Source organism: Pseudomonas sp. 10(2024) (assembly GCF_045164175.1).
Classification (GTDB): domain Bacteria; phylum Pseudomonadota; class Gammaproteobacteria; order Pseudomonadales; family Pseudomonadaceae; genus Aquipseudomonas; species Aquipseudomonas alloputida.
The window spans coordinates 3,520,095-3,544,094 of the sequence record NZ_CP174006.1 but is presented as its reverse complement, the minus strand read 5'-3'; the positions used below and the strand labels follow the sequence as shown (position 1 = coordinate 3,544,094).

Genomic DNA, 24,000 nt, shown 5'->3' with positions numbered 1-24,000 from the left:
CATGGATGTGAGAACGGGTCACCCGGAAAGGTGGCTTCGCTCGCCTTTTGGGCCGCTGGACGGCCCAAACCTCAGCATCCGGCTTGGTGGCCGGTAGTGGCTTTCAATCAATGAGCCAACCCTGGTCCCCCTCGATCAACGTCCCTCCATGACTGGTAGTGTCACCCTCCCTTGCTGCGGGGTGGCCCTCGATGATCGTGCAGGCAGCGCCGGTTTCGATAACGGCGCCACAACTAATGCGATCGCCCACACGAGCGACGGCCTTGCCATCCACGAATGTTGCATTTGCGCCGGTTTCCACAGTGCCTTCGCCATGGAGCGGGCAGCTGTGACGATGGCCTACCAGTACGATAGGTTTCATTTGCGCTTCCTTTTGCCGGGTTGAATGGGGGCTTCCTCAAAAGCTTCGGGAGGCGGTGGCGCTGCTCGGACGTTGAACAGGCGGCAGATGCCATACCAGCAGAGGGCGACGGAGAGGTTGTAGGGAAACAGCACGGCCCAGAACGGCAATTGCCAGTTCTTTTTGCCCTGCATTTCACCGGGCTCGCCGGTTCGCCAGGGGGCATAGTGGCGCCAGGCTTCGGCCGGGGTCAGGCAGATGGCGTGCAGTGGCTTGTGCCACCAGTTGGGTTCACCGGGCGGGGGGAGTTTGTCCGGGCCGTGGTCCATGAAGTGGCGCAGGTATTCCCACACTTCGGCCACATGCTTGACGCCGGGCTCGGTGGGTTCGTTGCTGTCGACCCAGAGGCAGTCTTTTTGATGCAGGCTGCCGTCTTCCCGGCGGGGGGCGAAGGCGAGGGCATAGCTGGTGCTGAATGATGAGCCGCCGTATTCGGTGCGTTTGAAGATGCCACCTCCGGTGTTAGCCCATTCAAACACAAATACCTTGCTCAAACGTTGGTAGTAGATTTTCTGGGTTGATCGGTTGAGGCAAATGGTTGATAAGCCCTTTATAAAGAAAATTCGATAAGCTAGGAAAGGTGTGAAAACGAAGGGGGTTATTAATAATAAAAGCATCAATAAAATGTCTTCGTTGTAAAGTTTCGAGATGTTAGGGGGTAGATAAGGGTAAGTGCCTATCAGCAGTGTGATCGTCATTGCGCAGTATAGTTTCCCCATAAACACGGAATCTGTTATCCATGGGTTTCTCAGGCACAAGGTATTCTTGGATACGTTTGCCAACTGCCCTCCAATTGCAGGGGCGTGTCCGGAGTATGACGTTGAATTGAATATCCAGATGGTTGCCATGATCAGTGCTCCAGACGAAAAAATGACAGGGTCTCAGCCATGGCCGGGAAGTCGCGGGTGCCTGGCACGTTGGTGTAGTGCACCGTCAGGATGGGGACGCGTGAACTGCAGACAGGGCCTGGAGGTAGCGCTGCTGACGGAGGTGTCGCTCATGTACGCTTCCCTTTTTTGGTTGAATGCGCTGGGGCCTCCTCAAATGCTTCGGGTGGCGGTGGCGCTGCTCGGACGTTGAACAGGCGGCAGATGCCATACCAGCAGAGGGCGACGGAGAGGTTGTAGGGAAACAGCACGGCCCAGAACGGCAATTGCCAGTTCTTTTTGCCCTGCATTTCACCGGGCTCGCCGGTTCGCCAGGGGGCATAGTGGCGCCAGGCTTCTGCCGGGGTCAGGCAGATGGCGTGCAGTGGCTTGTGCCACCAGTTGGGTTCACCGGGCGGGGGGAGTTTGTCCGGGCCGTGGTCCATGAAGTGGCGGAGGTATTCCCATACCTCGGCGACATGCTTGACGCCGGGTTCGGTGGGTTCGTTACTGTCGACCCAGAGGCAGTCTTTTTGATGCAGGCTGCCGTCTTCCCGGCGGGGGGCGAAGGCGAGGGCATAGCTGGTGCTGAATGATGAGCCGCCGTATTCCGTACGCTTAAAAATACCACCGCCGGTATTGCTCCACTCAAAGACCAGTACCTTGCTTAAACGTTGATAGTAGATTTTTTGGGTCGCCCGATTGAAGCAGAAGCTTGATAAGCGTTTTATGAAATATATTCGATAAATGAGGAAAGGTAGGAAAGTGAAAGGCATAAGCAAGAATCCAGTCGCTAATAATGGAGCGGTTTCGTACATGCGCCATATATCCCTGGATAGTAAATATGGGTAAAAGCTGGCAATTGACAGAACAGTTATCGCGCAATACAGCTTTCCCATGAAGACAGAGTCTGTGACCCATGGATTCCTTAAGCATAAAATGGTGTCAGATAAGCTTAATAGTTGCCCTGTGATAGAGGGCTTGTGTCCAGAGTCTGACATTGAGTTGAATATCCAGATGGTTGCCATGATCAGCGCTCCAGACGAAAAATTGACAGGATCTCATTGTCTTCGTCCAGGCCTTGATTAGCGCTGTAAGCTAGATGCAGTGAGACATGATTTTGGTTGGCAACCGTGTTCTCGAAATGCAGGATTAAGCCAGCGTCTACGATGTGTCCGGTTGGAGTGATTGGGAATACGTCAATTCCTTGGTCGTCACGGAGGGAACTCAAACTTCCTGACCATTTACTTACGCCTAGCCTGAATGCAGGCAGCAGCACTGTGAACTCTACGGTTGGTTGGGGCGTGGCTACTTCGTTATGTGTGATAGCTGTCCAATTTGGCGGCGACCAGTGGTTATTCTGATGCCATCGGGTGTCGGCTTTAGTTATGCCGAGGGATAGGGCCTGCTCGGCTGATAGTAACTTGGGCCCGTAATGTTCATTGTGCCAAGCCTTAATTTCTGTTTGCAGTGAGGTGAAAGCAGGAAGTTTCTTGTCAAAGTCCAAGTTGATGTCGGCGTGCGACTCTCCATCATTGATGCGATTGCCGAATATGCTACGTGCTGCCCACAGTTCTATTGGGCTGTGAAGGCGTTCATGTGCCTTGGCGTGTAGGTAGAGGCCTCCTGCGATGATGGCTACGCCTACTAGGACAAGGGCAGCGGCGGCCCATCCGGCAAAAGGTACTAGCGTTGTAGCTCCCGCAATGGCAAGTCCTGCTTCAAGAGTGACAGCAGAGCCAATGGCCATGGTTAATCCACCAGCAATTGTGTATCTGCCAGCCGTAGAGTTACCGTTATCGAATTGGCGTAATCCCTTTGACCAATCTGAGATCAGAGAAAATGCAATTGCCGGATATCCGGCTAAACGCGCAAACAGATTGCTACTCACAAACTTGATAACCCCATTGCCAAAGGCCATACCCGGCGCTGTGGCACTTAATCTCAGCATGACGGCCTTTTGCGTTGCCCGCACGCTGACCAATGTCGCTGCCGCTGCACCGATCACCCCGAAAACAGATGAAGCGAACCCCAGGGTGTATTCCGGTGCGTCGCTCTTTTGCAGGCTGTTGTAAGCCGTCTTGAGCGATAAGATGTTGAACCACAGCATCCCCGCGTTTAAACCACCACCACCGCCGGAGGTGAGCAGCCCGAGAAAGTTAGGTTTCACCCGTGCAGTGGTGGTCAGCTCGATCGACACCGTGCGGCTACCCGAGATGCGCAACGCTTTCATCTCTTCAACCTGCGCCATGCCGCTCTTCAAATACCGCTGCACCTCCTGGCTAAATGGATTTTCCGTAATGGCCTGCTCGGTGATTCGATAGCGCGCCGCCAACAACCCCAGTGCTTTCTCGGCATTGGCCTCACGCGCTGCCAGCAACACTTGCTGGCGCAGGCCATGGCTGGCATCCCAACGGGTCTGGCCACGCAGGCGCTTGAGCACCACGGTATTGACCGACTGGGCGGTGAGGTCGGTGATGTCCGCCATGGCCGGGAAGCGACCGGCCAGCCCCTCGATCACGTTGTCGCTGGCGCCGAACAAGGTGCCGATCGAATCGGCTTTGTCCTTGAACGGGTTGAACGGCGCCAAGGCGGTGTAAAGCGGGCTGTCGTGCTGGTCCAGCCATTGCTCCAGGCGTTTGAAACGCCGGTCATGATCTTCGGTGCCGGGTGTCGGTTGGCCCATTGGGTGAATCAGCAACGCCAGTGAGATTTCCAGACCGCGGGCGGAGGTGCGTTCGTTGCGGTCGTAACAGGCCAAGGCGGCTGCCAGGCTGTAGGGGTTATCGATGTGTTGGGATTCGGCCGTCGCCAGCCACGCGTCATGATCGTTGCTGGCTTGCAAGGCCAGGTTGCGCAGGGCGGCAATGCGCCGTTCCAGCGCGTCGCGTTCGGCGAGGAAGCGCCGGTATTTGTCGACATCGAGGCGCTGTGCCAGGCGTGCGCCATTGGGGGAGTAGTCTTCATGGGTGAGGGCCTGGAAATGGGACTCGGCCGGCGACAGGGCAGGCCCCCGGCGTGACGTGCCCAGCCTGAACGCGGCCAGTTCCGGTGAAGGGGCATCCGCCGGGTACAGGCTTTCCAGCGTCTTGTTCAGCAGCATGGCGACCAGGTTGCGATGGTGAAAGTCGCGGCTCTGCGGGCTGAGCTGTTCGGCATCCAGCCGGTAGCATGCCGGCACGCGCTCCTGCTCGGGAGGTTGGGCGGGTTTCGTGTGCTCCAGTTGCTCGGCCGGCATCAGGTCACGCAGTTGATGCTGGTAGGCCGAGACCGACAGGCTCAGGTCCAGGGCCATGCCTTCGGCATCGGCGAGCGCCACCACCACCGGCACTTTCGGTTGGGTCCAGGGGTAGTGCCGGGCGATGGCAGTGAGGTTGCCGATGGGCAAGGTTTCGGTGATCGGGTCGCTGCTCCAGGTCAGCGGCATGCGCCGCTCGGTTGGCTTGAAGTCTTCGACCCAGGTTTGCAGGGCACTGACTGGCAACACATGGGGCTGGGTGGACGGCGCCGGGTTGCCGCTCACCAGCTCGGCCATGTCCAGCTGGCGCATGTGCCGTTTGCGCAGGGCTGCCGAACCGGTGATACGGGCGGTGATGGCGTTGGTCCACAGGTGCGGGCTGTAGCCGATCCACACTTCCTTGGCGGTGTCCTGGCAGGTATCGGCCCACACCCAGCCGGTGCTCTGGCCGGACAGGTAGCGCTCACGGCGGTGGTAGTCCTCCAGCCCTTGGTAGCGCAGCTCCTTGTAGAGGCCCGCGCCGACGTACTCGTGAATGACCAGCTTTTCGCCCTGAAGGCCTTTCATGAACACGTAGACATAGCCCGGGCGCAAAGCGCGGAGGGTGTAGGCCGAGTGCTGCAGCGTGGGGAAGCCTTGTTCCAGGTTGAAGCCTGCATCGGCATAGCGGCAGGCGGGGGCGTCGGCGGTGCGGGGCACGATGGCGTAGCGCACTGGCAGGATGGGTACGCGTGCGCTGCAGGCAGGGCCGGAGGTGGCGCTACTGACGGAGGCGTTAGTCATGGGCAGGCTCCTTGCTTTCGACCAGTGCCTGGAGCTCGCGAAGGCGGGCCTGGGGCGACTCTTCGAGGTTGGTGTAGATTTTTCCCGCCTTGTCATTGCTCATCAGCCACATGTGCCCGGCTATCAGCCGAATGAATTGGCCCGCAACTTCCTCGCTCCGGAAATTGAGGGCTGTCAGTTGCGGCAGGAGTGTTTCTATCCATAGGCGTATGTCCGCCAAGGTATGGTTGGCATGGGGCGGCATGGCCAAGACCTCATGCGCCAATGAGAGGACAAAGTGCTCGTGCATGCCTGCTTGCAGCCGATCAAGTTCAAGCTGCTGGAGGGTCAAAGGCAGTTCTGATTTTGAGCGGGCAGCAATCGGCTTGTTTTCGTGTGTTTTCCACTCATGAGCCGGCCCCCAGTTGACTCGCCATGCCAACCGAGACACCGGGCCAAGCCAGGCCTTGCGATGATCGTCGTCCAGCGCATTCAGCCAGGCTGCAAGATGGTCCGGTGTGACATGGTGAGTGGCAACGCTGTGGTCAGGGAGCACGACCTGCACCAGGCTGGTGAAGTGGTCTGCCAGCGCTGCCAGGCCAACCTCGGCATCCAGCGCGATGGCTCCACCGATAGGCATCCAGGTCGTGATTGCATGGGCAAGCAGCTCGTGAGCGTCTGCAACGTCCACCAGCAAAGGCCCAAACTCATGACGGTCATCCAGGGCGCTGTTCTTCCATAACCATGCCTTTTGAGTATTTCGGCTGACAGCGTTTATAAGGTCGAGTACCGATGGGGCATAAGCAGGAACCAGTTCACCTTCCTGCGGGATGGGCCGATAGGCCCAGTACTCGATTGCCCTGGTCATGAGCAGCAGAAAGCGGCAGCTGTGAGCGAAGTCTTCGCTGCGCGGAGCAGCTGATGACGGTGTAGTCATTGGACTGGCCCTCGGATACAGCGGCAATCGGGCAGGGGGCAGGTACCATCAGGGCGGCGCCCACACAAGCGCTCCAGAGGCTTGCCGGTGTTCGGGGCACTGCTGATGGAAAAGGGGCTTGTCGTCCCATTTGCCGACTTGAGCATCTGGCCGGTGATGCGAATCGTCGGGCTGTCCAGGGTGATGCCTGTTTCGTCGATTCGAATGGAGCCCCCAGGGCCTTGGATGACCACGGCTTCCGATGCTCGAAGTTCATAACGGCGAGTACGTCTGCGGATATCCCCACGGGCTTCCAGCTCGGCATGCCCTTCGACCCGTTGCTCGAAGTTGCCACCGATACGGGTGTGGTGATTGGCGGCGATCTGGTCGTGACGGTGATTGCCGATGTTTTCGACACGGTCCTTGGCGATCCTGATCGTGTGGTTTCTACCGATGTCGAGCGCGGCGTCCTGCCCAATGGTGATGCGCTCGTCATTGCCAACCGTTTCAGTACGGTCGTGGCCGATCAGGATCGATTCGTCGTGATCGACCTGCTCTTTGCGGTCATTGCCGACCTGCGTAGTCTCATCGTGCTTGACCACATTGTTCTGGTCCCTCTGGGCATGAATGAACACTTCCTCCTGGCCCAGTTCGTCCTCGAAGCGCAGCTCGTTGAAGCCATCGCCCTTGTGGGTCTGGCTCTTGATGGTCATGCGGGTCTTGTGGCGGGGAAGGTCGTAGGGTGGCAACTGGTTACCGCAGTAAGTACGGCCGGTGATCATCGGCTGATCGGGGTCGCCGTTGACGTAGTGGATGATCACGTCCTGGCCAATCCGTGGGATGGCCATCGAGCCCCAGCTGCCGCCGGCCCAGCCTTGGGATACGCGTACCCAGCAGGAGCTGAACGCGTTGTCCTGGCTTTCTCTGTCCCAGGGGAAGCTGACCTTGACCCGGCCCCATTCGTCGCAGTAGATCTCTTCACCGGGCGGCCCCACCACGGTGGCCATATGCGGGCCGTCAACGCGTGGTTTGGGCAACGGAGCTGGGCGCCATTCGGTTCTGCCTGGCACCAGTACCGCCTTTTGCTCGTAACGTGTGCCCTGGTCGGCCCCGGCAGCTTCTTCCTGCAGGCTGGTGAACTGGCTGCCTTCGTGGCGAACCGTGCTGACCCGCCAATGCACATTCAGGTCGTTGCGCGGGTGGCCGGTCAGGGTGAAGCTCAGGCCTGGTTGCAGGCGCACATCGTCGCCTTGCACTTGGGCAATACGCACGTCATGGCGCAAGCCGGTGATGCGGTTTTCGGTGAACGGCTTGCCAACGGCATCGCGTTTGTAACGGCCGGGGTAGTCGAAGCACTCATAGTCCGTGGACTGGTGCTCAAGATAGGGGCCCGAGGCCCTGTGTTCCTGACGATAGGCCGGGTGGGTGAAGGTGTAGTCGCGTTGAACCTGCCGTGCAGTACGCACTTGTTCGCTGTAGCGCAAGCGCCGTAGGCACGCTTGAGGCTGGTCGCCGCCGTGGTTGGAATGGTACAGCACGGTGTCCGGGGCTGACGGTTCACGCTCACGGTAGAAGCCTTCGGCGTCGTCCTCGTGTTTGATGACACCGTGACTTATCAGACCGAGTGACTGCAGTCTGTCGGTGATGATCAGCTTATGGCGTTTTTCGTTGTGCTCGAAGCGGTAGACAAAGCCTTCTTCGGCCGCGAGGCGGGCGATGAAGTCGAGGTCGGTTTCGCCGGCTTGTACGCAGAATTCGCGCACCTGGTGGTCCAGGCTGGCGCGTAGTTCGTACTGGTCAATGCCCTGGCGCTTGAGCATCAGCTCGAGAATTTGCGGAACGGTCTTGTGCTGGAAGATGCGCCAGTTCGAGCGCAGGTTGGCCCGTGCCAGTTGGGGCTCGACCAGCGCGTGGTAGTAGGTGCGGTAGAAGCCGCTTTCAGCCTGGCTGAAACGGCTGACAAGGCCGTGCACGTACCGTACCGGGCGTTCGCCCTCCAGGATGGTGAAGAGCACGGGCTTGTCGAGCAAATGGCCGAAGTCGATGTCGTTTTCGAAGCTGATCAGTTTCAGCTCCAGTTCAAAGGGGGCGCTGATGCCCTCTCGGAGTTCGAACGACACCACCTCGAATTCAGCTTTGCCAACGAGTGCCTCAAAGCTGTAGCGCAAATCAGATTGGCTAGGCATAAAAGATCCTTGTCCGCCGTCTGAATCAACACAAAGCCCGGGCGGGCATGGCCTGCCCGGGGCATTTGCACAGGTCAGGCGGCAGGTGCGCGCCAGTCGTCAGAGCCTTCGGTATTGGCTACATCGTGAGCCCACGTGATCTTTCGATAAGCCAGCGATACTTCAACCAGTTGGGTGTAGTTTTCATTGTCTTTGTCGAGTGCGTGGGGAAGCACGGTATTGATGCTGACGATGGTGGCGTCTTCGAGCGTGGTGGTGAAAAAATGCTCTTGTTTGCCTTCCGACGAGGTGCGATACCAGCTGACCTCGACCGTTGGCAGCATTTCGCCGGTGGCAAGTGCCTGATACATCAGGGGGGTAGCTTTGTTCAGTGAACTGGTGAATATGAAAGGCTTATGCACGCGCTGGCCACTCGGCTGACCGCTCTGGGGGTCAGTGGGCGTAGTCACCTCATGCTTGATTTCCTGAACCAGAATCTGATCTTCATGGCCTTGTTGGAACACGTTGCCGACGGAGTCAGCGGTGAAGGCGCCAGCGGTGATGTTGCCTTGGGTCTGGCCTATGATCTTGATATAAGCAGGTGTTGGCATGGCAGTTTCTCCTACATCCATATGGATAAATCACGCCACCACGGGCGGCGTGGCCATCAGGAACGATGGGCTTGTCAACGAGGCAGGTACCTCGTCAATTCAATGAATCAGCTGCGCCGTGGATCGACGCGCTACTGCTGCAAAATGCCGTTGAGCGACTCCAGCACCTCGGTGGTAATCAGGTGCAGGCGATAGCTGTAAATGCTGTAAGCCACCGCCATGGCGATGGCGGAAATCACCAAGGGGCTCCACCAGGGCCATTGCCGGCTCATGCGGAAGTTGCGTGGGGCCACATTGGTGTAGGGGTCGCAGACTTCTTCGGGGGTGGGGCCGCGCAGTTCGCGGATGATCCCGTGCAGTTGGTGAATCAGTGCGTTGAGTGTTTCTTCGCCTTTCGGCGCGAGCGCGTACTTGCCCTTCAGCCCAAGGCACAGGGCGTAGTACATGAACTCAAGTACGTCCTGATAACGCTTGGGCTCCTGCATCAGGCGGGTGATCACCGTGAAGATTTTTTCCCCACCCCAGGTCTCGTCGTGGAAGATGCTGAGCAGCGGCTCCTGGCTCCAGCAACTGCTCTTGCCCCAGGGCCGCTCCATAACGGCCTCGTCTATGAACAGGCACAGACCGTAGGAGTACGCCAGCAACTGAGCCGGCTCGTAACCGTGCTGGCGCATTTCTTCCTGAATGTTGTCGATCTGGCTGCGTACTTGCTGGTGCACGTCCTGGATGTTCGGCAGCTCGTCCAGCGTACGCAGGCGTATAACCAAGCCGAACAACGGTGATGCGGCATCCAGCATCAGGTTGGCGAAGCCGCCCCGCAGCTGAAATTCCGGGTCAGCGGGGTAGCCTTCGGAAACGGGCTCTGGCTCAGGTTTGTCCGTGGATATTTGCGCATTGGTTGCCGCAGCCCGGGGGGCGGGTACTGGCTGTTCAAGGGTTGAATCAAGCGCGTTGACTGCAGCGTTGTTTTCATCGGTGGGCGTATTGTTGTCTTTTCCCATGTCACTCACTCCTGATCGCCCAGAACTGCAGTTCAAGCCCTGGGAAGTCGCCCGCAATGTGGATGCCGAAGCCATTCGCCTTGCTCATGCACGCCCAGGCCGGGTCACGTCGGTCCAGCTCGAAGTAGCTGAAGCCCGCATGGAAGGGCAGGTCGCGGGGCGCCACGGGTAATGGCAACAAAGGGATGCCCGGCAATTGCAGCGGCACCAGGTCATTCAGTGACTCAAGTGAGGTGATCTTGGCTTTCTGGATGAACATCTGGCGCAACGCCTGTGGTGGCATGCTGGCGCGCACGGCGAGGATGAAGTCGGCTTCGTCGATCAGCCGGCGGTCTTCCAGCGTGGTCGTCATCACGCCGAATTGTTCGCTCTCCAGCGCCAGTGAAACAGCGCGCGGCCGCAAGACGGTGCTCAGAGACCGGCGCAAGGTGTCTTCCAGCGGTTTGAAGGAGGTGCGCAGTGCGGTGTGGTGATAGGCGGGGTACTCCTGCGGCAGCCGGTTCTGGTCGGTGAAGGTGACGAATTCGCCGCAGGCCTGGCTCATGCACAGGTACAGCTGCTCGGGGTGCGTTTGCGCTTGCCTGGCCAGATGCTGGAAGCATGGCCACCAACGGTTCATGGCCTGCAGCAGGTTGAAGTCGCGAATGTCGGCGATCCCGGACTGGCCCGAGGCACCAATCCGCGTGGCAAGGCCGCGCGCCCGCTCGCGCAAGGTATGGGTGATTTCTTCAAGAAACCGCTGCAGCGCTGGCACCGCACGCACCGAAACGCTGGTGGGGTAGAACGCTTCGTCCAGTTGCAGGCTGCCGTCGGGGCGCCGTTCCAGAATACGTGCCAGGGCCAGGCGGGTGTAGGCGCTGCTGTCTTCGGTCTTGCGTTTGAGCTGCAGGTTGGGCACCGCAAGGTCTACCTGCACCAGGTCACCGTCAGCGGTGTGGGTATCCTTGATTTCCTGTGCCTGGGCGGTATAGCGGAAATTGGCTGCATTGTCGGGCCAGCTCACTTCGCGGCCGCCATCGGTACGCAGCGGCAGGCACAGATACACCTCACTGTCTTGGCACGCGTCGTCGCCGATTTCCAGCGGCGGCGGTGGCGGCAGGTCGGCGGGAATGTCGAACACCGTGCCGTCCGGCATCACACCTCGCGCCCGGGTGATGGCGACTTTGCCCAGGCTCAGGTATTCGTCGTTCAACTGAAGTTCGCTGAAGCCGTAGAAGGCTGCATTGAGGCTGGCGAGGCGCTGGTGCAGGGCTGCTTCGCTGGCCCTTGTCGCCTGCTGGAAATGCTGTGGTTTGACGAACAGGCCTTCGGGCCAGAGAACGGGATTGCGTGAACTCATGGGCGCTCCGTGTCAGCGTGAGTAAGCAGGAAGGGCAAAGGGTGTTGAGGCGCCATCAGTCTTCTTCCTTGAGCACGATGTGCGTGTCGTTGACCAACACCGACAGCATGATCTGGCGGCCACGCGGCGGAATGCGCAGTACTTGCCGCCAACTGGCGTTTTCATGGCCTCGGTAGTCGGCAATCACCGCGACGAAGCGGGTTTCGGCGTGGATGGGTTCGAACGGGATGTACTTGAACTGGCCAGGGCGCAGCAGGTAGTCGTCACTACGGATATAGGTACTGCGCAGCGCCTTGGCCGGGTCCTGCTCCAGTAGCTGGTACACGGTGTTGCGCAGCAGTGAGTCGTCGCGCAGTTGCAGGATCGTGATGGCAATGGGCGTGGCGACCAGCGCTGAGGCAACGCTTGTGGTGCGCGGCAAGGTCAACGCCACCTGAGGGTCGTCGTAGCTGCCGGGGCCGCTTTCTTCCAGGGGCGAGCGAGCCGGGTCGCTTTCGTCTCCTTCGTCCAGCTCGACGGGGGACATGGCCGGGAATTGCGCTTGCAGGTATTCGAACAGAACCCCGATTTTTTCGGTCAACGCATAGGGGTCGCCAGCACTCAGGGTCACAGCGTAGGGGCTGGGCTCCAGGGCGCGATCCTGATCGGCTGCGACGTCAAGGCTGTCCGGATTGCCGTTGAGGGTAGGGCTGGCATTGATGCTGAATGCGACCTCGGTCGGGTGATCCTTGGGCGGCCCGATGGGCAACGAGTGGTCCATGGCCACCTGGCTCATTCTGCTCAAAGAGGTGCAGCCGGCGGGGCCGACCAGCGCAAGCAGCAGGGGGGCGAGGAGAAGTGGATGAGGCTTCATGGGTATGCTCCGGCAATCAGGCGCTGCAGCGGGCTTTCTCGGAGTGCCCCTTCACCGTCTGCTGCGTCCAGCGCTGCCAGAGGGTCGTTCCCCATGGCTGCTTTGAAGACCGAGCAGATCTCGACGGCTGGTTGGGGGGCAGAAGGCTGTGCCGGCCAAGCGGGTGCAGGCGCTTCGGCTATCAGGCGGTCGAGCACCCTCGGGTCCGGGTTGAACAGGTCCTCCAGCGAGCGTGTGCAGGCCTGATCCTGGGAGTACTGAACCTGTAGGCGATAGGCACCAATGAGAAGCTGGTCACCCTCAACCAGGCGCCTGGGTGGAAGCGGCCCCAGGCTGTTGGCACTGCCATTGACGTAGGTGCGGTGGCAGTGGTCGATCACACAGAAGCTGCCTTCGATCCAGCGGATTTCGCAGTGGATGGGCGCAACGGCCTGATCGCGGTCATTGATCCGCCAGTTTGCTCGCCCGCTGCCGATGGTGCCGCCCTTGCAATCGAACAGGTGCCGAGCAGTAACGCCGTGCTGCAGTTGGTCGAGGTTGGTGATGCTCAAGGTGACTGTGCTCATGAGCGCCCCCGGAAGCGTACAACCGGGCTGATCTGGCCATGCCGGTCGTCGACGAAGCTGGTCCAGCCCAGGTATGCGCCCTGGCTGCGGTACAAGCAGAAGGGTGACAACGCGCTCTGCTTGAGGCGCAGCTCCAGGTCATAGGCCAGCCCGTCACGCAGCAGAAAGTCGATCAGTGCACGCAAACGGCCGAAGTTTATGCCGCTGGGCAGCAAGTCCCGCAGCTGCGTCTGGTCGAGTTCGCTGATCACGATGGTGAACTTGCTGCTGCGGGTGCGCGTGCGGCTGCCAATCATGAACGTGCTGCCCAGCTGGCCGTTGGTCCGCCCCAGGCTTGCAAGCTGCCTGGACGGCGTGACGACTGATCGCGTCTCGAACTCGCGGATGTGCACCTGCTTGAGGTCGAAGCAGTGCGCAATGATGCCGGCCACAGTGCCCGGCGCACGGCTGCGGCTGGCGATTACGCCGGCAAAACTGAGCAGGCGGCTCCAGGGCAGCGCCGTGTCCCCTCGCAACTGCTTGTCGTTAAGCCCCAGCAGGGCAAACACGTACTGCGAGAACCCGTCCCTGGCACCTGGCTGGAAGCGGATGTAATAGCGGTACTTGCGCCAGATACGGTGCAACAGGCTGAGCAGGTAGTGGTTGAAGAAGTCGAAGAAGGCCGGTCGTACACCGATGCCATGCGCATGTTCGTACGCCACCTGTTCCAGGTAATAGGTGGGCAATGGCGAATCGGTGCCGTGCAACCCCAGGAACGTGGCAACGATGCGGTAGCGCTCTTCCTCAGCGGGCATTCGCTGGGCTTTGTACACGTCCGATACAGGGAAGGTCAGCCGTGTGTCGCAGGCCAGGCGCACGCGCAGCCGGGTGGCCTTGTCCGGCCAACGCGGTTCCAGGTCATCGCCATGCAGCCCGTGCAACCACTCCAGCAACTGGAAGAAGTTGTACTGGTGCGCTTCGCAGAGCAGCTTGTCGGCTAGATCAGCGGTTGCTTGCCGGTCTGTATTGGCCATGTGTAGTGCTCGTTATTGGTGGTGTTGATCACTTCCAGCTGGTGGAAGGAATTGATGCTGGCGTACAGGGCGAAGAAATGAGCGAGCACACAGCTGAACAGGTACAAGTCGCCTTCGCAGAGGAAGGCGGTCTGGTCCAGTTTCAGCAGGGTGTGCAGGCCGCGAATGGGTTGCCCCTTGATCAGCCAATCCATGGGCTGGGTATGAATGTCGCGCATACCCTCCAGGCGTTTACGGGTGGTGCGGGCCTGCTGGATGTCGTGCAGGGCCATGAAGTCATAGGCGCGGATCACCGCTTTCAGCGGCTCTACCGAGAGCATGGACAGGTAGTTGAGCGACATGTTGGAGATCAACGCCCACTGCAACTGGCCGTCCAGCACCGGGCGACAGGGGCGGGTGGGGGTACAGAGATTGGTGTAGGTGGCCAGCGGCGGCGTAAGTTCGCTCAGGACGTTGATGTCATCCACGCCTAGCGCCAGCGGTAGGTCCCGATTGGTGCAGGTGAGGTCGATGGACGCAGTTTCCAGCTCGCCTATGTAGCTGTTGGCGTCGGCGCGGACGAAGGCGATTCGATGCATGACGCCATTGCCGTGCAGGCACTCTTCCAGCTGGCAGCGGTAATACAGCGCCGTGCGCCCCTGGACGTGCTCGATTTCATGGGCGAAGGACTCGAAGGGACGGAAGGTCCGAAGGTGCTCACCGGTGTTACCGTCAGTCGTCGTTCGGGTGCTGATCACCTGGTCGACACTGAAGATTTCGTAGCCGTGCGGCGCTGTGCCCTTGGGCTTCAGTGGAACCATGGCGTCCTTGCCGGACAGGTCGATGGGCTCGGCGCTGTGCTGGAACAGGTTGACCGCAGGTGCGCAGAACAGGTTGAAATCTGCTTTGCCGACACGCAGCGAGTCGGGTAGCTGGCGCGTGAAGTGAAATTCGAGGTTTACCTGCTGGCTGTCATGAGCTGGCCAGATCTTTTCCAGGCCGGTAACGCTGAAAAAGTGGAAGCGTTGAGGGAACGCGAAGTACTCCTGCAGGATGCGATAGCCATCAAAGACGTTCTGTGGGTAAGGCAGCAAGGCGTCGTTGGGGCTGAACCCTGGGAATGCGATGCTGTTTGCCGGCAGCCGACGAACCTCACCGTTGATGGTCACGCTGACATGCTTGAGGTATTGAGAAACCCACAGGTAAAGCGTGCGAGCGGTTCGGGCATCGCCGCTGAGGTAAAAGTCGAGGCTGGTACAGCCCAGGCTGTTCAACGGCCGCTCGACCAGTGATTGCAGGCCGATGCAGATCACAGAACTGTCGGATATCAGGGTGGCTGCCACCGTGTCGATCTCGAACGGATGAATGTTGACCGCTGTACAGGTGCGGAACTCGCAGGCCACGCCGTCTACCGGTTTCGAGAACAGCCGCGACCCCTTTGGGATGCGCTGTGACTGGCTGAGGGATTGCCTCACCGGGCTGAACTTGATGATCGTCGCGCTGGGCAGCGGCCGCAGGTAGTTCGGCCACAGCAACTGCAGCATGGGATGGGTCAACTCTGGCAAGTCGTCTTCCAGCTTCAGCCGTAGCTTGGCGGTCAGGAACGCAAAGGCTTCCATCAGGCGTTCGACATCGGGGTCGCTGGCACCTTTGCCAAGCAACCGCGCGAGTTGTGGGTTGTCCTTGGCAAAGTCGTTCCCCAGTTCGTGCAGGTAACGCAGTTCTTCGCTGAAACTGTCTCTCAGTGACATCGGTCACCTCACGCGCGTGTAGCGGTTGTGGCCATCGACCAGCAGCTCGAGTTGCAGCTGCTCTGCGTGGTTGTTGACCTGTACCAGGCAATCCAGCCTGAAATGCAGCTCCAGCGGGGCATGGGTATCGGGCACTGCGTTGAGCGTGCGTACCTGTATGCGCGGCTCGAAGCGCTGGAGGGTGCGGCGGATATCCGCGCTCACCTGCACAAGCAAGTCGCCGTTGCTCACGTCATGCCCATTGAAGTCGCGCAGGCCCAGCTCAGGGCTGCTCTGGGAGCACCCCTGGCGGGCATTCAGCAGCGTTTCGAGGTGGCGCTTGATGGCGGCGAACTTGTGGGAAGCGCTCTCGCGTCGGGAGGCCTCCCGGCGGGTGCACTGGTCCACCATCAGGCGATCAAAAAGACCACTCATTGCGTATCGAGCCGCCCGACAAGGGAAATCTCGAAGTTCGCGCCCATGTACTTGAAGTGCGGGCGTACGGCGAGCGAAACCTGGTACCAGCCCGGGTCACCCGCAACATCCGAGACCTCAATACGGGCGGCACGCAGCGGCCGGCGGCTGCGAACGTCGGCAGACGGGTTCTCCTGGTCGGCGACGTACTGCTTGATCCATTTGTTCAGCTCGGACTCAAGGTCACGGCGCTCTTTCCAACTGCCGATCTGCTCGCGCTGCAGCACCTTGATGTAGTGGGCGAGCCGGTTGACGATGAACAGGTAGGGCAACTGTGTACCCAGCTTGTAGTTGGTCTGTGCCTGAAGCCCCTCAGGGGTTTTCGGGAAGTGCTTGGGCTTTTGTACCGAGTTGGCGGAGAAGAACGCGGCGTTGTCGCTGTCTTTGCGCATGGTCAGGGCGATGAAGCCCTCTTCGGCCAGTTCGAATTCCTTGCGGTCGGATATCAGCACCTCGGTAGGAATCTTGGCCTGCAACTGGCCCAGGGATTCGTACAGGTGGACCGGCAAGTCTTCGACGGCACCACCCGATTGGGGGCCGATGATGTTCGGGCACCAGCGGTAGCGGGCGAAGCTGTCGTTGATGCAACTGGCTAACAGAAAAGCAGAATTGCCCCACAGGTAGTTGTCGTGCTGCCCGGCGATGTCTTCGTTGTAGTTGAAGCTCTCGATCGGTTGTTCCTGCGGGTGGTAAGCGGAGCGAAGCATGAAGCGCGGCCCGGTCAGGGCGACGTGGCGGGCGTCTTCGCTTTCACGAAAAGCGCGCCACTTGGCATGCCGAGGGCCGGCGAAGAGGTCTTTTATTTCCTTGAGGTTAGGCAGCTCCTCGAAGCTGTTCAAATTGAAGAATTCGGGGGCAGGTGCAGCAAGAAAAGGGGCATGGGACATGGCGCCAACGGAGGCCATGTAACTTAGCAACTTGATGTCAGGGGAAGAGGGGCCGAAGTTGTAGTTGCCTACCATGGCCGCAACCGGCTCTCCCCCGAATTGGCCATAACCCGCGGTGTAAACATGCTTGTAGATGCCGCTGCAGGTAATGTCAGCAGCATTTTCGAAGTCGTCGAGCAGGTCCTCTTTAGTGACATGCAAGACTTCAAGCTTGATGTTCTCCCTGAAGTCCGTGCGGTCGACCAGAAGTTTCAGGCTGCGCCATGATGATTCAAGCTGCTGGAACTCAGGCTGATGCAGAATGGCATCCATCTGTTTGCCGAGCATTCGGTCGATCTCGGCAATCATCTGGTCGGCTCGGTGTTTGTTGATCAGTTGATCCGGGTCATTGCTCTTGAGGATTTCGGCGATGAAGGCAGATACGCCCTGCCTGGCAATCTGGTAGCCCTCCTGAGCAGGCACCAGCTTGGTTTCTGCCATGATCTGGTCGAGCAAGGTGGCATTGCTCAATGTGTCGGCCGTTGCGTCTGTGGTGATGGCGGTGCTGCTTGGCTTGGGCATGGGGACGCTCCGTTGTCTCATTTTTTTTCTGGCGCCTCGAGCACCAGGTCCAGTTCTTGGGCGAGCTGCTTACGCGCCTGCTCGTTGTTAAGCAGGTGCTGCAATTGCTTGCGGAAGGCCGGGACGTTGCCCAGCGGGCCTTTCAGGGCGACCAGTGCTTCGCGCAGCGCCAGCAGCTTGTTCAGCTCAGGCACCTGGCGCGCGATCCGGTCCGGCCCGAAATCGTTGATGGACCTGAACTGCAGGTGGACGGCCAGCTCGGTATCCGGGGCGGTGCCGAGCCTGGACGGTACCGTCACGTCCAGGCTCACGTTGGCGTCGTTCAGCACGCTGTTGAATGTATGTTTATCGATGCGCATGACCTGACGGTCCTCAAGCGCACGGCTGTCATCCAGGCCGAAGTCGCCCAGCACCAGCATCTTGTGCGGCAGCTCCACCTCAGCCTGCTCATCGCTGGTAGCGGGGACATACTTGATATTGACGCGCTCTTTCGGCGCAACGGATCCCGTATTTTTAGACATCGGTACGCAACTCCCTGTTGGGTTGTGGGATGTTCAGGTGCTAGTTGTGTTTATTGTTGTCTCGGTCTTGTAGGAAGATTCCCACATATGTTTAGTGGGTTGGGTTGTTTGTCCAATTTCTATAAAAACCATGCACGCAAGAATGATCTTCGGTCGAGCATTAAGATGTAAGGAAATATTTGTTTGTGTGCGTTCGGTACTGTGTAATAGGCTTCTGCTGGAGTTGTTTTAATTGGTCGCGCGGGTGCGTGGGCATTGCTTTCTATTTGTAGGAAAGTTCTTTGCTCCATATAGGCCATTTGTACTTTTCGGAGAGTAAATTCAGGATGATTAACCGCTGTGCATATGGCGCCGGTCTCTCGTTGCTGTTTTGTCTGCAGCCGGTGCTGGCAGGCTCCACGCGGGACTGTCCCCGGATCGTGTCCAACGTCGAGCGACTGGCCTGTTTCGATCAGGCTGCTGGTACCCCGGCGTACACGCCAAAACGGCAGTGGTCTGCACCGGAGCAGCAGGCCCCCACTGTGTTACGGGTGATGGCAAATGAAGTTGAACGGGCACTGGATGACCTGACGTTTCGCATCGGGAGCCAGCCCCAGGACGGGGCAGGCGCACCAGCGCTTGTGATTTCGGCGCCCGCCATCGCATCGGGTGATGAACGTGCTTACATGGCAATCAGTTGCATCCAGGCCATCTCCCGGCTACAGCTGATTGCCAGGCGCCCGATCGAAGCAAGCTGGGTCAAGGTACGGCTGAGCGGGGAGGGCTGGTCTACCCGTGAGACGTCCTGGCAAGTGATGGAGAACGGCCAAGTGCTCGATGCCGGGCGGGGCCTGCCCGCCATCGAGCAGATCAGGAAGCTGATCGGTGCCCAGCGTATCGAGGTTGTGAGTGATCACGGCGAGGTCGACGGGCTGACCTTCGATGCGCAAGGCCTGGACCCCTTGATCAGCCGGGCGCGAAGCACATGTCGGTGGTAGCGCAGGTATCCGGGGAAGAGGTCGCTCGGTTGCTTGCGCCGATTGATCCGGCAGTTCCGGCTGGCCTGTTCGATGTCGAGGACGAAACCTATCAGGCCATTGATCAGGAGATGGTCAAGCTGGGTGGGCTGCAGGAAGCCTCGATCGACTGGGTCTACATCGAAGACGCGTCCCGTCAGTACCTGAGCCAGCAATGCAAGCACTTGCGAATCGTTGCGCACCTGAGTGCCGCATGGTTGCGTAGCGGCTGCTGGGAGCAGTGGGGATGCACCTTGGCGTTGCTGGCCGGCATGCTCGAGTGCTATTGGGAGGCCGCTCATCCCAAGCCGGGACCGAAAGGCTTCCTGGGCAAGCGCAAGCTGGTTGCCCTGGTGATCGATCGCTTGGCCGAGGCGCTCCCGCGTCTTGATCGTTTTACCTACACCCCGACCCACGCAGCGGCAGCGCAGGCTGCCTTGAAACGCTTGCAACAACAGGAAACGGTGCAGCTGGACACGGCAGCACTGGGCGAACTTGAGCGCCTGCTAGGCAAATACTCGGAACTTGCCAGCGGTGGCGGCGAGGCTGCTGTGCCCAAAGCGCCGGCTGCAACCGAGAAGCCTGCACCGTTGGCCGATGTCATCGCCACACCCGTGTCACGCATGTCGATGGGCAATGAGCGTGAGACACGCCGGGCCGTGCTGTTCATGGCCGAGCTCATCAACCAGCAGGACCCTTACGACGCTACCGGCTACCAGTTACGGCGTTTCGGTTTGTGGGCGCACATTCAGGTTGCTCCCCAAGTCAGGCAGGGCAACCGTACGGAATTGATGGCGGTTCCGCTGGATATCACGCGGGTCTATGAAGAGGCCATAGCCAGTCAGGTGGTTGACCCCGCCTTGCTGCAGCGCATTGAAAAGAGCCTGACGGCTTGCCCCTTCTGGATTCGCGGCAGCTTTCTGGCTGCGACCGTCGCCACACAGCTGGCGATGTGCGAGGTGGCCGAGGCCATCCGTTGTGCCACCGCCCGGTTTGTACAGCGTATGCCTTCGCTGCAGCAGTTGTGCTTCAGCGACGGACTGGTTTTTGTCGACGACCAGTGTCTGGCCTGGCTCAAGGGCACGCAAGGGCCGTCAGGCCAAGGTGCAACCCCCCAGGAGTTCAGCGGCCTGCGCGAGGAGCTGGTCAGCCAGCTGGAAACGGGTGGCGTAGAACCGCTGCTCCTTCGGCTGCAAGGGCTGCAAGCGGGCTTTCGTGCTCCCCGTGAGCGTTGCCACACCACGGTGATTGCAGCCGATCTGCTGGCCGCGCGGGGCGTGTCCTGGCTGGCCCAGGACCTGTGCGCCAGCGTTGCCCGAACCATGCAGCAAACCACCGCCAGTGCGTGGGAGCCCGAGGTATTTCAGCGGCTTCAGCAGTACGCCGCATCCCCAGCGCTGGCAGTTCAAGACAAGGATCAGGAGCCTCGATGAATCAAATATGGACGCAACTCAAACGTTGGGGCTTGCCGTGGGTAACGCGCATTGGCCTGGCACTGCCGCTGCTGCTCGGGCTTGGCGCCATGCTGATGTTGGTCGCTATCTGGTGGCTTGGCCCGCAATGGACGTGGCGGGAGCAGCAGCCGCTGGCAAATGTGGCTCATCGCAGCGTGGCAAGCCTGGTGCTGGTGCTGGTGCCGCTTCTGTGCTGGCTTGGGGTGCTGCGCACGCGCTTTCGCCGCCTGCAAGCGGAGCGCCGCCAGGCACTGGCCGCCGAACAGGATGTCGCGCTACCGTTCGTGCAGGCGCAAGAGCGGGCCTTGAGCCAGGGGCTTGAGCGGTACCTCGACAATGCCGGTGGGCGACGCGCGTTGTACCGGCTGCCCTGGTACCTGGTGTTGGGCGACGAACAGTCCGGTAAAAGCAGCTTCATCGACCGCACCGATCAGCGCTTTACCCTGACGCGTATCGACCAGGCCCAGGCACGGGGCCGACAGGCTGAAGCACTGGCCTACCCGGTAGGCTGGTGGGTCAGCGACGATGCCGTGATCATCGACCCGCCCGGTGTTTTCATCAGTCAAAAACCGCCGGCGGGCTCGGCGGCCAACGCCCCCTCCGAAGCCTTCGCGCCGCCCGGCATCCAGGCCCGGTTGTGGGAGCACCTGTTGGGCTGGCTGCAGCGTAAGCGAAGCCAGCGGGCGCTCAATGGTGTGTTGCTGGTGGTCGACCTGCCGGCGCTGCTGCATGGCAAGCCCGAGCAGCGCGTCGCGCTGGCCCATGGGTTGCGCACACGCCTTTACGAAGTGAGCAGTCAGTTGGGGGCGCGCCTGCCGCTGTACGTGGTACTGACCAAATTCGATCTGCTGGACGGCTTCGACCAGTTCTACAGCCAGCTTCCGGCCGCCAAGCGTGAAAGCCTGTTGGGGTTCACCTTCAAGCTGGATGCGGTTGACGCGTTCGACGCCTGGCTGGATGAGTATGACGAGCACTACGGGCGGCTTCTCACCCAATTGCAGGAGCAGGTCATCGACCGGCTGGATGTACTGGGCAAGACAGCGCCGTGCGGGCGCCTGTTCTCACTGCATGCACAGTTGATCGGGTTGCGCCCCATACTGCAGGCATTCCTGCGCGAAACCTTGGCGAGTGACCGGTTCACCACGCCACCCTTGGTACGTGGTGTGTACTGGTCGTCAGTGGTACAGCAAGGCGACATGCGCAATGCCTTTGTCCGAGAAGCGGCTCAGCCCTACACGACGAAGCTGCCCCTGCGTGAAGGTAAGGCACAGGGGAAGGCGTTGGTCTATTTCATCCAGCAAGCATTCAGGCGGGTTATCTATCAGGAAGCCGGGCTGGCGGGTGACAATGTTCGGGTTGCGCGCAGCAAGCGCCACTTGCTGTGGGTGGGCTCTGGTGTAGGCATCCTGGCGTTCAGTATCGCCGTTGCCAGCTGGCAGCGTTACGCCGACATCAATGGCGCCAAGGCTGCCAGTGTGCTCGCCAAAAGCCAGGAGTACAGCGGTCACGAAGTCGATATGCGTCTTGATCCGACCGGGCGCAACCTGCTGGCGCCACTGGACCAGATTCGCGATGCGGTGGCGGTGTTTGGCGACTATCGTGCGGCCTGGCCGGTGGTTGCCGATTTTGGCTTGTATCAAGGGCGCAACATTGGTCCCTTGGTTGATGAGGCGTACCTCAGCTTGTTGTCTAAACGTTTCTTGCCGGCCTTGGCCAGTGGTGTGATCGATGCCATGAACGCAGCACCACCTGGCAGCGAGCAACAAATGGCCGCGCTCAGGGTTTACCGGATGATCGAGGACCGTAACAGCCGCCGGCCCGAATGGGTCGAGGACTGGATGGCCCGTCAGTGGCAGCGGGCCTTTCCTGGCCAGGGGCAGTTGCAGCGTGACCTCATGCAGCACCTGAAATACGCCTTGGCCTATGCCGATACCGATTTGCCGCAGTACCGCCAGCGGGTCAGCGAAGTGCAGCAGGCGCTGCGCAAATTGCCGTTGCCACAGCGGGTCTATGCAGGGCTGAAACAACAATCGTACCAGCAGTTGCACGCCGGGCTGGACCTGCGCCACCAGGTAGGGCCTGCGTTCGATGTGGTGTACCAGCCGTCTTCCGGGGCCAGGCAAGGGGATGAGGATGTACGGCTGGCCGCCATGCTCACCGCCAAAGGCTTCAGGGAATACTTCGAGCCGCACAGCCAACGCTTCGCTGAAATGGCGATGGTTGATCAATGGGCATTGGGGGAGCGCAGTCAACTCGACTATTCGGACGTCGACCGCGATGCGCTGACCGAGCGGCTGTATAACCTCTACAGCGCCGATTACATTGACAGCTGGCGGCGCGCCCTGAACGCTTTTACGGTGGCTGACTTCCGTGATCTGGACCATGGTGTCGCGATCCTGGAGCAGTTGACCGGCCCCGCAGCACCGTTGCAACGGCTGCTGGATACGGTCAGAGATAACACCTCGCTTGCGCCTCCAGCAGCTGTTGAAGCATCGGGTGAGCTGAGTACGCTGCGCGTAGCAACCGGAAAACCCGAGCAACAGCAAGCGTTGGCCATCCAGCGGGCGTTTGCAGGCTTGGGCGCCATGCTGCAGGCGACAGGAGAAAAGCCGAGCTACTACGATGAAACCCTTGGCGCTGTTGCGGCCGTGCTGGACTATGCCAAGGCCGTACAAGACAGCCCGGACCGCGGCAAGGCCGCGTTGCAAGCCGTGCATCAGCGCTTTGCGATGACAGGGCAGGACCCGATCGGCACCCTGCAACGTATTGCCACAGGTTTACCGGAGCCTATCAGCCACCAGGTCAGAAAGCTCGCCGACCAGACTGCCCAGGTGCTGAACGTTGAAGCACTGCGCGAACTGGAGCGACGTTGGGATGCTGACGTGTACAGTTTTTTCCAGCAACGCCTGGCAGGCCGCTACCCCTTTGTGGTGAAGGCACCCGATGCTTCTTTGGATGACTTCGAGGCGTTCTTCGGGCCGAAAGGGCGCCTGCAGCAGTTTAATGATCGGTATCTCAAGGTTTTCCTGAAGGACAACCTTGAGGCCTTGCAGTCCGCTCAGCACGGGCAATCCCTGATTCGTGCCGACGTGATCGAGCAGCTCGAGCTGGCGGAGCGCATCCGCGAAACCTTCTTCGATCAGCGTGGCAAGCTGAGTGTGCAGTTCAGCATCGAGCCCTTGGGGCTCAGTGCGAACCAGCGTACCAGCCTGCTGGACCTGGATGGCCAGTTGATTGCCTACACCCATGGGCCAAGCCATATCACGGGTATTGTCTGGCCCAATACCTTGGGGCAGCAGGTCCGCAGCAATCTCACCTTGCTAAGGCAAAATGGCAACAGCAGCAGCCTGGAGTACCGTGGCCCGTGGTCGATGTTTCGCTTGCTCAGCCGCGGCGCGCTCAATGGCCGGACGGCGACCAGCGTGGACCTGAGCTTCAGGACCGGAGATGGCGTGATGCGCTATCGGCTTAACGCTGAAAAAGCCTTCAATCCCATTACCCAGCAACCTTTCAAAGGTTTCCGCTTGCCCCGAGGCTTGTTGCAACAGCCAGCCAGTGTGGTGCAGGCGGTGCTACCGGATGGGCAGCGACCATGAGCATCGTCAGGGGCGCAGTTCATTGACTGGGCAGGCTTTCGAAGCCTGGGTATGCGCTGGCTGCCCCGGCCTC

General features: G+C 60.0%; 19 protein-coding genes. 3 read left to right on the top strand and 16 right to left on the bottom strand.

All coding sequences use genetic code 11. The annotated features are described in order from the left end of the window. Positions 1-103 precede the first annotated feature (103 nt). From ACI7M0_RS16035 to tssB, 16 genes are all read right to left on the bottom strand, one after another. Positions 104-361: a PAAR domain-containing protein gene (locus tag ACI7M0_RS16035; RefSeq protein WP_003250871.1), complete on the bottom strand. Its 258-nt coding sequence runs from the start codon at positions 359-361 to the stop codon at positions 104-106. Then, positions 358-1,248: a DUF6708 domain-containing protein gene (locus ACI7M0_RS16030; protein ID WP_405314374.1), complete on the bottom strand. Its 891-nt coding sequence runs from the start codon at positions 1,246-1,248 to the stop codon at positions 358-360. The genes ACI7M0_RS16035 and ACI7M0_RS16030 overlap by 4 nt, the downstream gene beginning before the upstream one ends. Before the next feature lie 149 nt (positions 1,249-1,397). After that, the gene (locus ACI7M0_RS16025; RefSeq protein WP_405314372.1) at positions 1,398-2,294 is read right to left on the bottom strand and encodes a DUF6708 domain-containing protein; all 897 of its coding nucleotides are present in this window, start codon (positions 2,292-2,294) and stop codon (positions 1,398-1,400) included. A gap of 2 nt (positions 2,295-2,296) precedes the next feature. Then, the gene (locus tag ACI7M0_RS16020; RefSeq protein ID WP_405314613.1) at positions 2,297-5,287 is read right to left on the bottom strand and encodes a T6SS effector BTH_I2691 family protein; all 2,991 of its coding nucleotides are present in this window, start codon (positions 5,285-5,287) and stop codon (positions 2,297-2,299) included. Continuing rightward, positions 5,280-6,203, bottom strand: coding sequence for a DUF4123 domain-containing protein (locus tag ACI7M0_RS16015; RefSeq protein WP_129934041.1), 924 nt, complete (start codon positions 6,201-6,203; stop codon positions 5,280-5,282). Before ACI7M0_RS16015 ends, ACI7M0_RS16020 begins: the two co-directional genes overlap by 8 nt. Then, positions 6,200-8,368 (bottom strand): type VI secretion system Vgr family protein, encoded by a 2,169-nt coding sequence (locus ACI7M0_RS16010; RefSeq protein WP_405314370.1) that lies wholly within the window; start codon positions 8,366-8,368, stop codon positions 6,200-6,202. Before ACI7M0_RS16010 ends, ACI7M0_RS16015 begins: the two co-directional genes overlap by 4 nt. A 74-nt stretch (positions 8,369-8,442) precedes the next feature. Next, a complete protein-coding gene (locus ACI7M0_RS16005; RefSeq protein WP_003251355.1) occupies positions 8,443-8,958 on the bottom strand; it encodes an Hcp family type VI secretion system effector in 516 nt (171 codons plus the stop codon). A 131-nt stretch (positions 8,959-9,089) separates the two neighbouring features. Beyond that, complete coding sequence (gene icmH, locus ACI7M0_RS16000) at positions 9,090-9,959, bottom strand: type IVB secretion system protein IcmH/DotU (protein WP_064491556.1); 870 nt, start codon at positions 9,957-9,959, stop codon at positions 9,090-9,092. 1 nt (position 9,960) lies between these two features. Next, on the bottom strand, positions 9,961-11,298 hold the full coding sequence (gene tssK / locus ACI7M0_RS15995; RefSeq protein ID WP_129932280.1) for a type VI secretion system baseplate subunit TssK: 1,338 nt from the start codon (positions 11,296-11,298) through the stop codon (positions 9,961-9,963). Between the two features lie 55 nt (positions 11,299-11,353). Further along, positions 11,354-12,151: a type VI secretion system lipoprotein TssJ gene (gene tssJ, locus ACI7M0_RS15990; RefSeq protein WP_064491557.1), complete on the bottom strand. Its 798-nt coding sequence runs from the start codon at positions 12,149-12,151 to the stop codon at positions 11,354-11,356. Further along, positions 12,148-12,717 (bottom strand): FHA domain-containing protein, encoded by a 570-nt coding sequence (locus tag ACI7M0_RS15985; protein WP_129932279.1) that lies wholly within the window; start codon positions 12,715-12,717, stop codon positions 12,148-12,150. Before ACI7M0_RS15985 ends, tssJ begins: the two co-directional genes overlap by 4 nt. Next, complete coding sequence (gene tssG / locus ACI7M0_RS15980; RefSeq protein WP_129932278.1) at positions 12,714-13,730, bottom strand: type VI secretion system baseplate subunit TssG; 1,017 nt, start codon at positions 13,728-13,730, stop codon at positions 12,714-12,716. The genes ACI7M0_RS15985 and tssG overlap by 4 nt, the downstream gene beginning before the upstream one ends. After that, the gene (tssF, locus tag ACI7M0_RS15975) at positions 13,694-15,460 is read right to left on the bottom strand and encodes a type VI secretion system baseplate subunit TssF (protein WP_129932277.1); all 1,767 of its coding nucleotides are present in this window, start codon (positions 15,458-15,460) and stop codon (positions 13,694-13,696) included. Before tssF ends, tssG begins: the two co-directional genes overlap by 37 nt. Before the next feature lie 3 nt (positions 15,461-15,463). After that, complete coding sequence (gene tssE, locus ACI7M0_RS15970; protein ID WP_010953542.1) at positions 15,464-15,874, bottom strand: type VI secretion system baseplate subunit TssE; 411 nt, start codon at positions 15,872-15,874, stop codon at positions 15,464-15,466. Continuing rightward, positions 15,871-17,361: a type VI secretion system contractile sheath large subunit gene (tssC, locus tag ACI7M0_RS15965; RefSeq protein ID WP_064491562.1), complete on the bottom strand. Its 1,491-nt coding sequence runs from the start codon at positions 17,359-17,361 to the stop codon at positions 15,871-15,873. The genes tssE and tssC overlap by 4 nt, the downstream gene beginning before the upstream one ends. Before the next feature lie 17 nt (positions 17,362-17,378). Continuing rightward, positions 17,379-17,882: a type VI secretion system contractile sheath small subunit gene (gene tssB, locus ACI7M0_RS15960; RefSeq protein WP_129932276.1), complete on the bottom strand. Its 504-nt coding sequence runs from the start codon at positions 17,880-17,882 to the stop codon at positions 17,379-17,381. Between the two features lie 326 nt (positions 17,883-18,208). Between tssB and vasI the strand changes: the two genes are divergently transcribed. Genes vasI through tssM form a run of 3 tightly spaced genes read left to right on the top strand, consistent with a single transcriptional unit; the run spans position 18,209 to position 23,927 of the window. After that, the gene (gene vasI / locus ACI7M0_RS15955; protein ID WP_177413598.1) at positions 18,209-18,859 is read left to right on the top strand and encodes a type VI secretion system-associated protein VasI; all 651 of its coding nucleotides are present in this window, start codon (positions 18,209-18,211) and stop codon (positions 18,857-18,859) included. Then, on the top strand, positions 18,847-20,310 hold the full coding sequence (gene tssA / locus ACI7M0_RS15950; RefSeq protein ID WP_129932275.1) for a type VI secretion system protein TssA: 1,464 nt from the start codon (positions 18,847-18,849) through the stop codon (positions 20,308-20,310). Before vasI ends, tssA begins: the two co-directional genes overlap by 13 nt. Beyond that, the gene (gene tssM, locus ACI7M0_RS15945; RefSeq protein ID WP_129932274.1) at positions 20,307-23,927 is read left to right on the top strand and encodes a type VI secretion system membrane subunit TssM; all 3,621 of its coding nucleotides are present in this window, start codon (positions 20,307-20,309) and stop codon (positions 23,925-23,927) included. The genes tssA and tssM overlap by 4 nt, the downstream gene beginning before the upstream one ends. Positions 23,928-24,000 lie beyond the last annotated feature (73 nt).

Bases quoted from the DNA above. Each gene is read 5' to 3' on its own strand.
- ACI7M0_RS16035 (WP_003250871.1), bottom strand. From the start codon at position 361: ATGAAACCTATCGTACTGGTAGGCCATCGTCACAGCTGCCCGCTCCAT.
- ACI7M0_RS16030 (WP_405314374.1), bottom strand. From the start codon at position 1,248: ATGGCAACCATCTGGATATTCAATTCAACGTCATACTCCGGACACGCC.
- ACI7M0_RS16025 (WP_405314372.1), bottom strand. From the start codon at position 2,294: ATGGCAACCATCTGGATATTCAACTCAATGTCAGACTCTGGACACAAG.
- ACI7M0_RS16020 (WP_405314613.1), bottom strand. From the start codon at position 5,287: ATGACTAACGCCTCCGTCAGTAGCGCCACCTCCGGCCCTGCCTGCAGC.
- ACI7M0_RS16015 (WP_129934041.1), bottom strand. From the start codon at position 6,203: ATGACTACACCGTCATCAGCTGCTCCGCGCAGCGAAGACTTCGCTCAC.
- ACI7M0_RS16010 (WP_405314370.1), bottom strand. From the start codon at position 8,368: ATGCCTAGCCAATCTGATTTGCGCTACAGCTTTGAGGCACTCGTTGGC.
- ACI7M0_RS16005 (WP_003251355.1), bottom strand. From the start codon at position 8,958: ATGCCAACACCTGCTTATATCAAGATCATAGGCCAGACCCAAGGCAAC.
- icmH (WP_064491556.1), bottom strand. From the start codon at position 9,959: ATGGGAAAAGACAACAATACGCCCACCGATGAAAACAACGCTGCAGTC.
- tssK (WP_129932280.1), bottom strand. From the start codon at position 11,298: ATGAGTTCACGCAATCCCGTTCTCTGGCCCGAAGGCCTGTTCGTCAAA.
- tssJ (WP_064491557.1), bottom strand. From the start codon at position 12,151: ATGAAGCCTCATCCACTTCTCCTCGCCCCCCTGCTGCTTGCGCTGGTC.
- ACI7M0_RS15985 (WP_129932279.1), bottom strand. From the start codon at position 12,717: ATGAGCACAGTCACCTTGAGCATCACCAACCTCGACCAACTGCAGCAC.
- tssG (WP_129932278.1), bottom strand. From the start codon at position 13,730: ATGGCCAATACAGACCGGCAAGCAACCGCTGATCTAGCCGACAAGCTG.
- tssF (WP_129932277.1), bottom strand. From the start codon at position 15,460: ATGTCACTGAGAGACAGTTTCAGCGAAGAACTGCGTTACCTGCACGAA.
- tssE (WP_010953542.1), bottom strand. From the start codon at position 15,874: ATGAGTGGTCTTTTTGATCGCCTGATGGTGGACCAGTGCACCCGCCGG.
- tssC (WP_064491562.1), bottom strand. From the start codon at position 17,361: ATGCCCAAGCCAAGCAGCACCGCCATCACCACAGACGCAACGGCCGAC.
- tssB (WP_129932276.1), bottom strand. From the start codon at position 17,882: ATGTCTAAAAATACGGGATCCGTTGCGCCGAAAGAGCGCGTCAATATC.
- vasI (WP_177413598.1), top strand. From the start codon at position 18,209: ATGATTAACCGCTGTGCATATGGCGCCGGTCTCTCGTTGCTGTTTTGT.
- tssA (WP_129932275.1), top strand. From the start codon at position 18,847: ATGTCGGTGGTAGCGCAGGTATCCGGGGAAGAGGTCGCTCGGTTGCTT.
- tssM (WP_129932274.1), top strand. From the start codon at position 20,307: ATGAATCAAATATGGACGCAACTCAAACGTTGGGGCTTGCCGTGGGTA.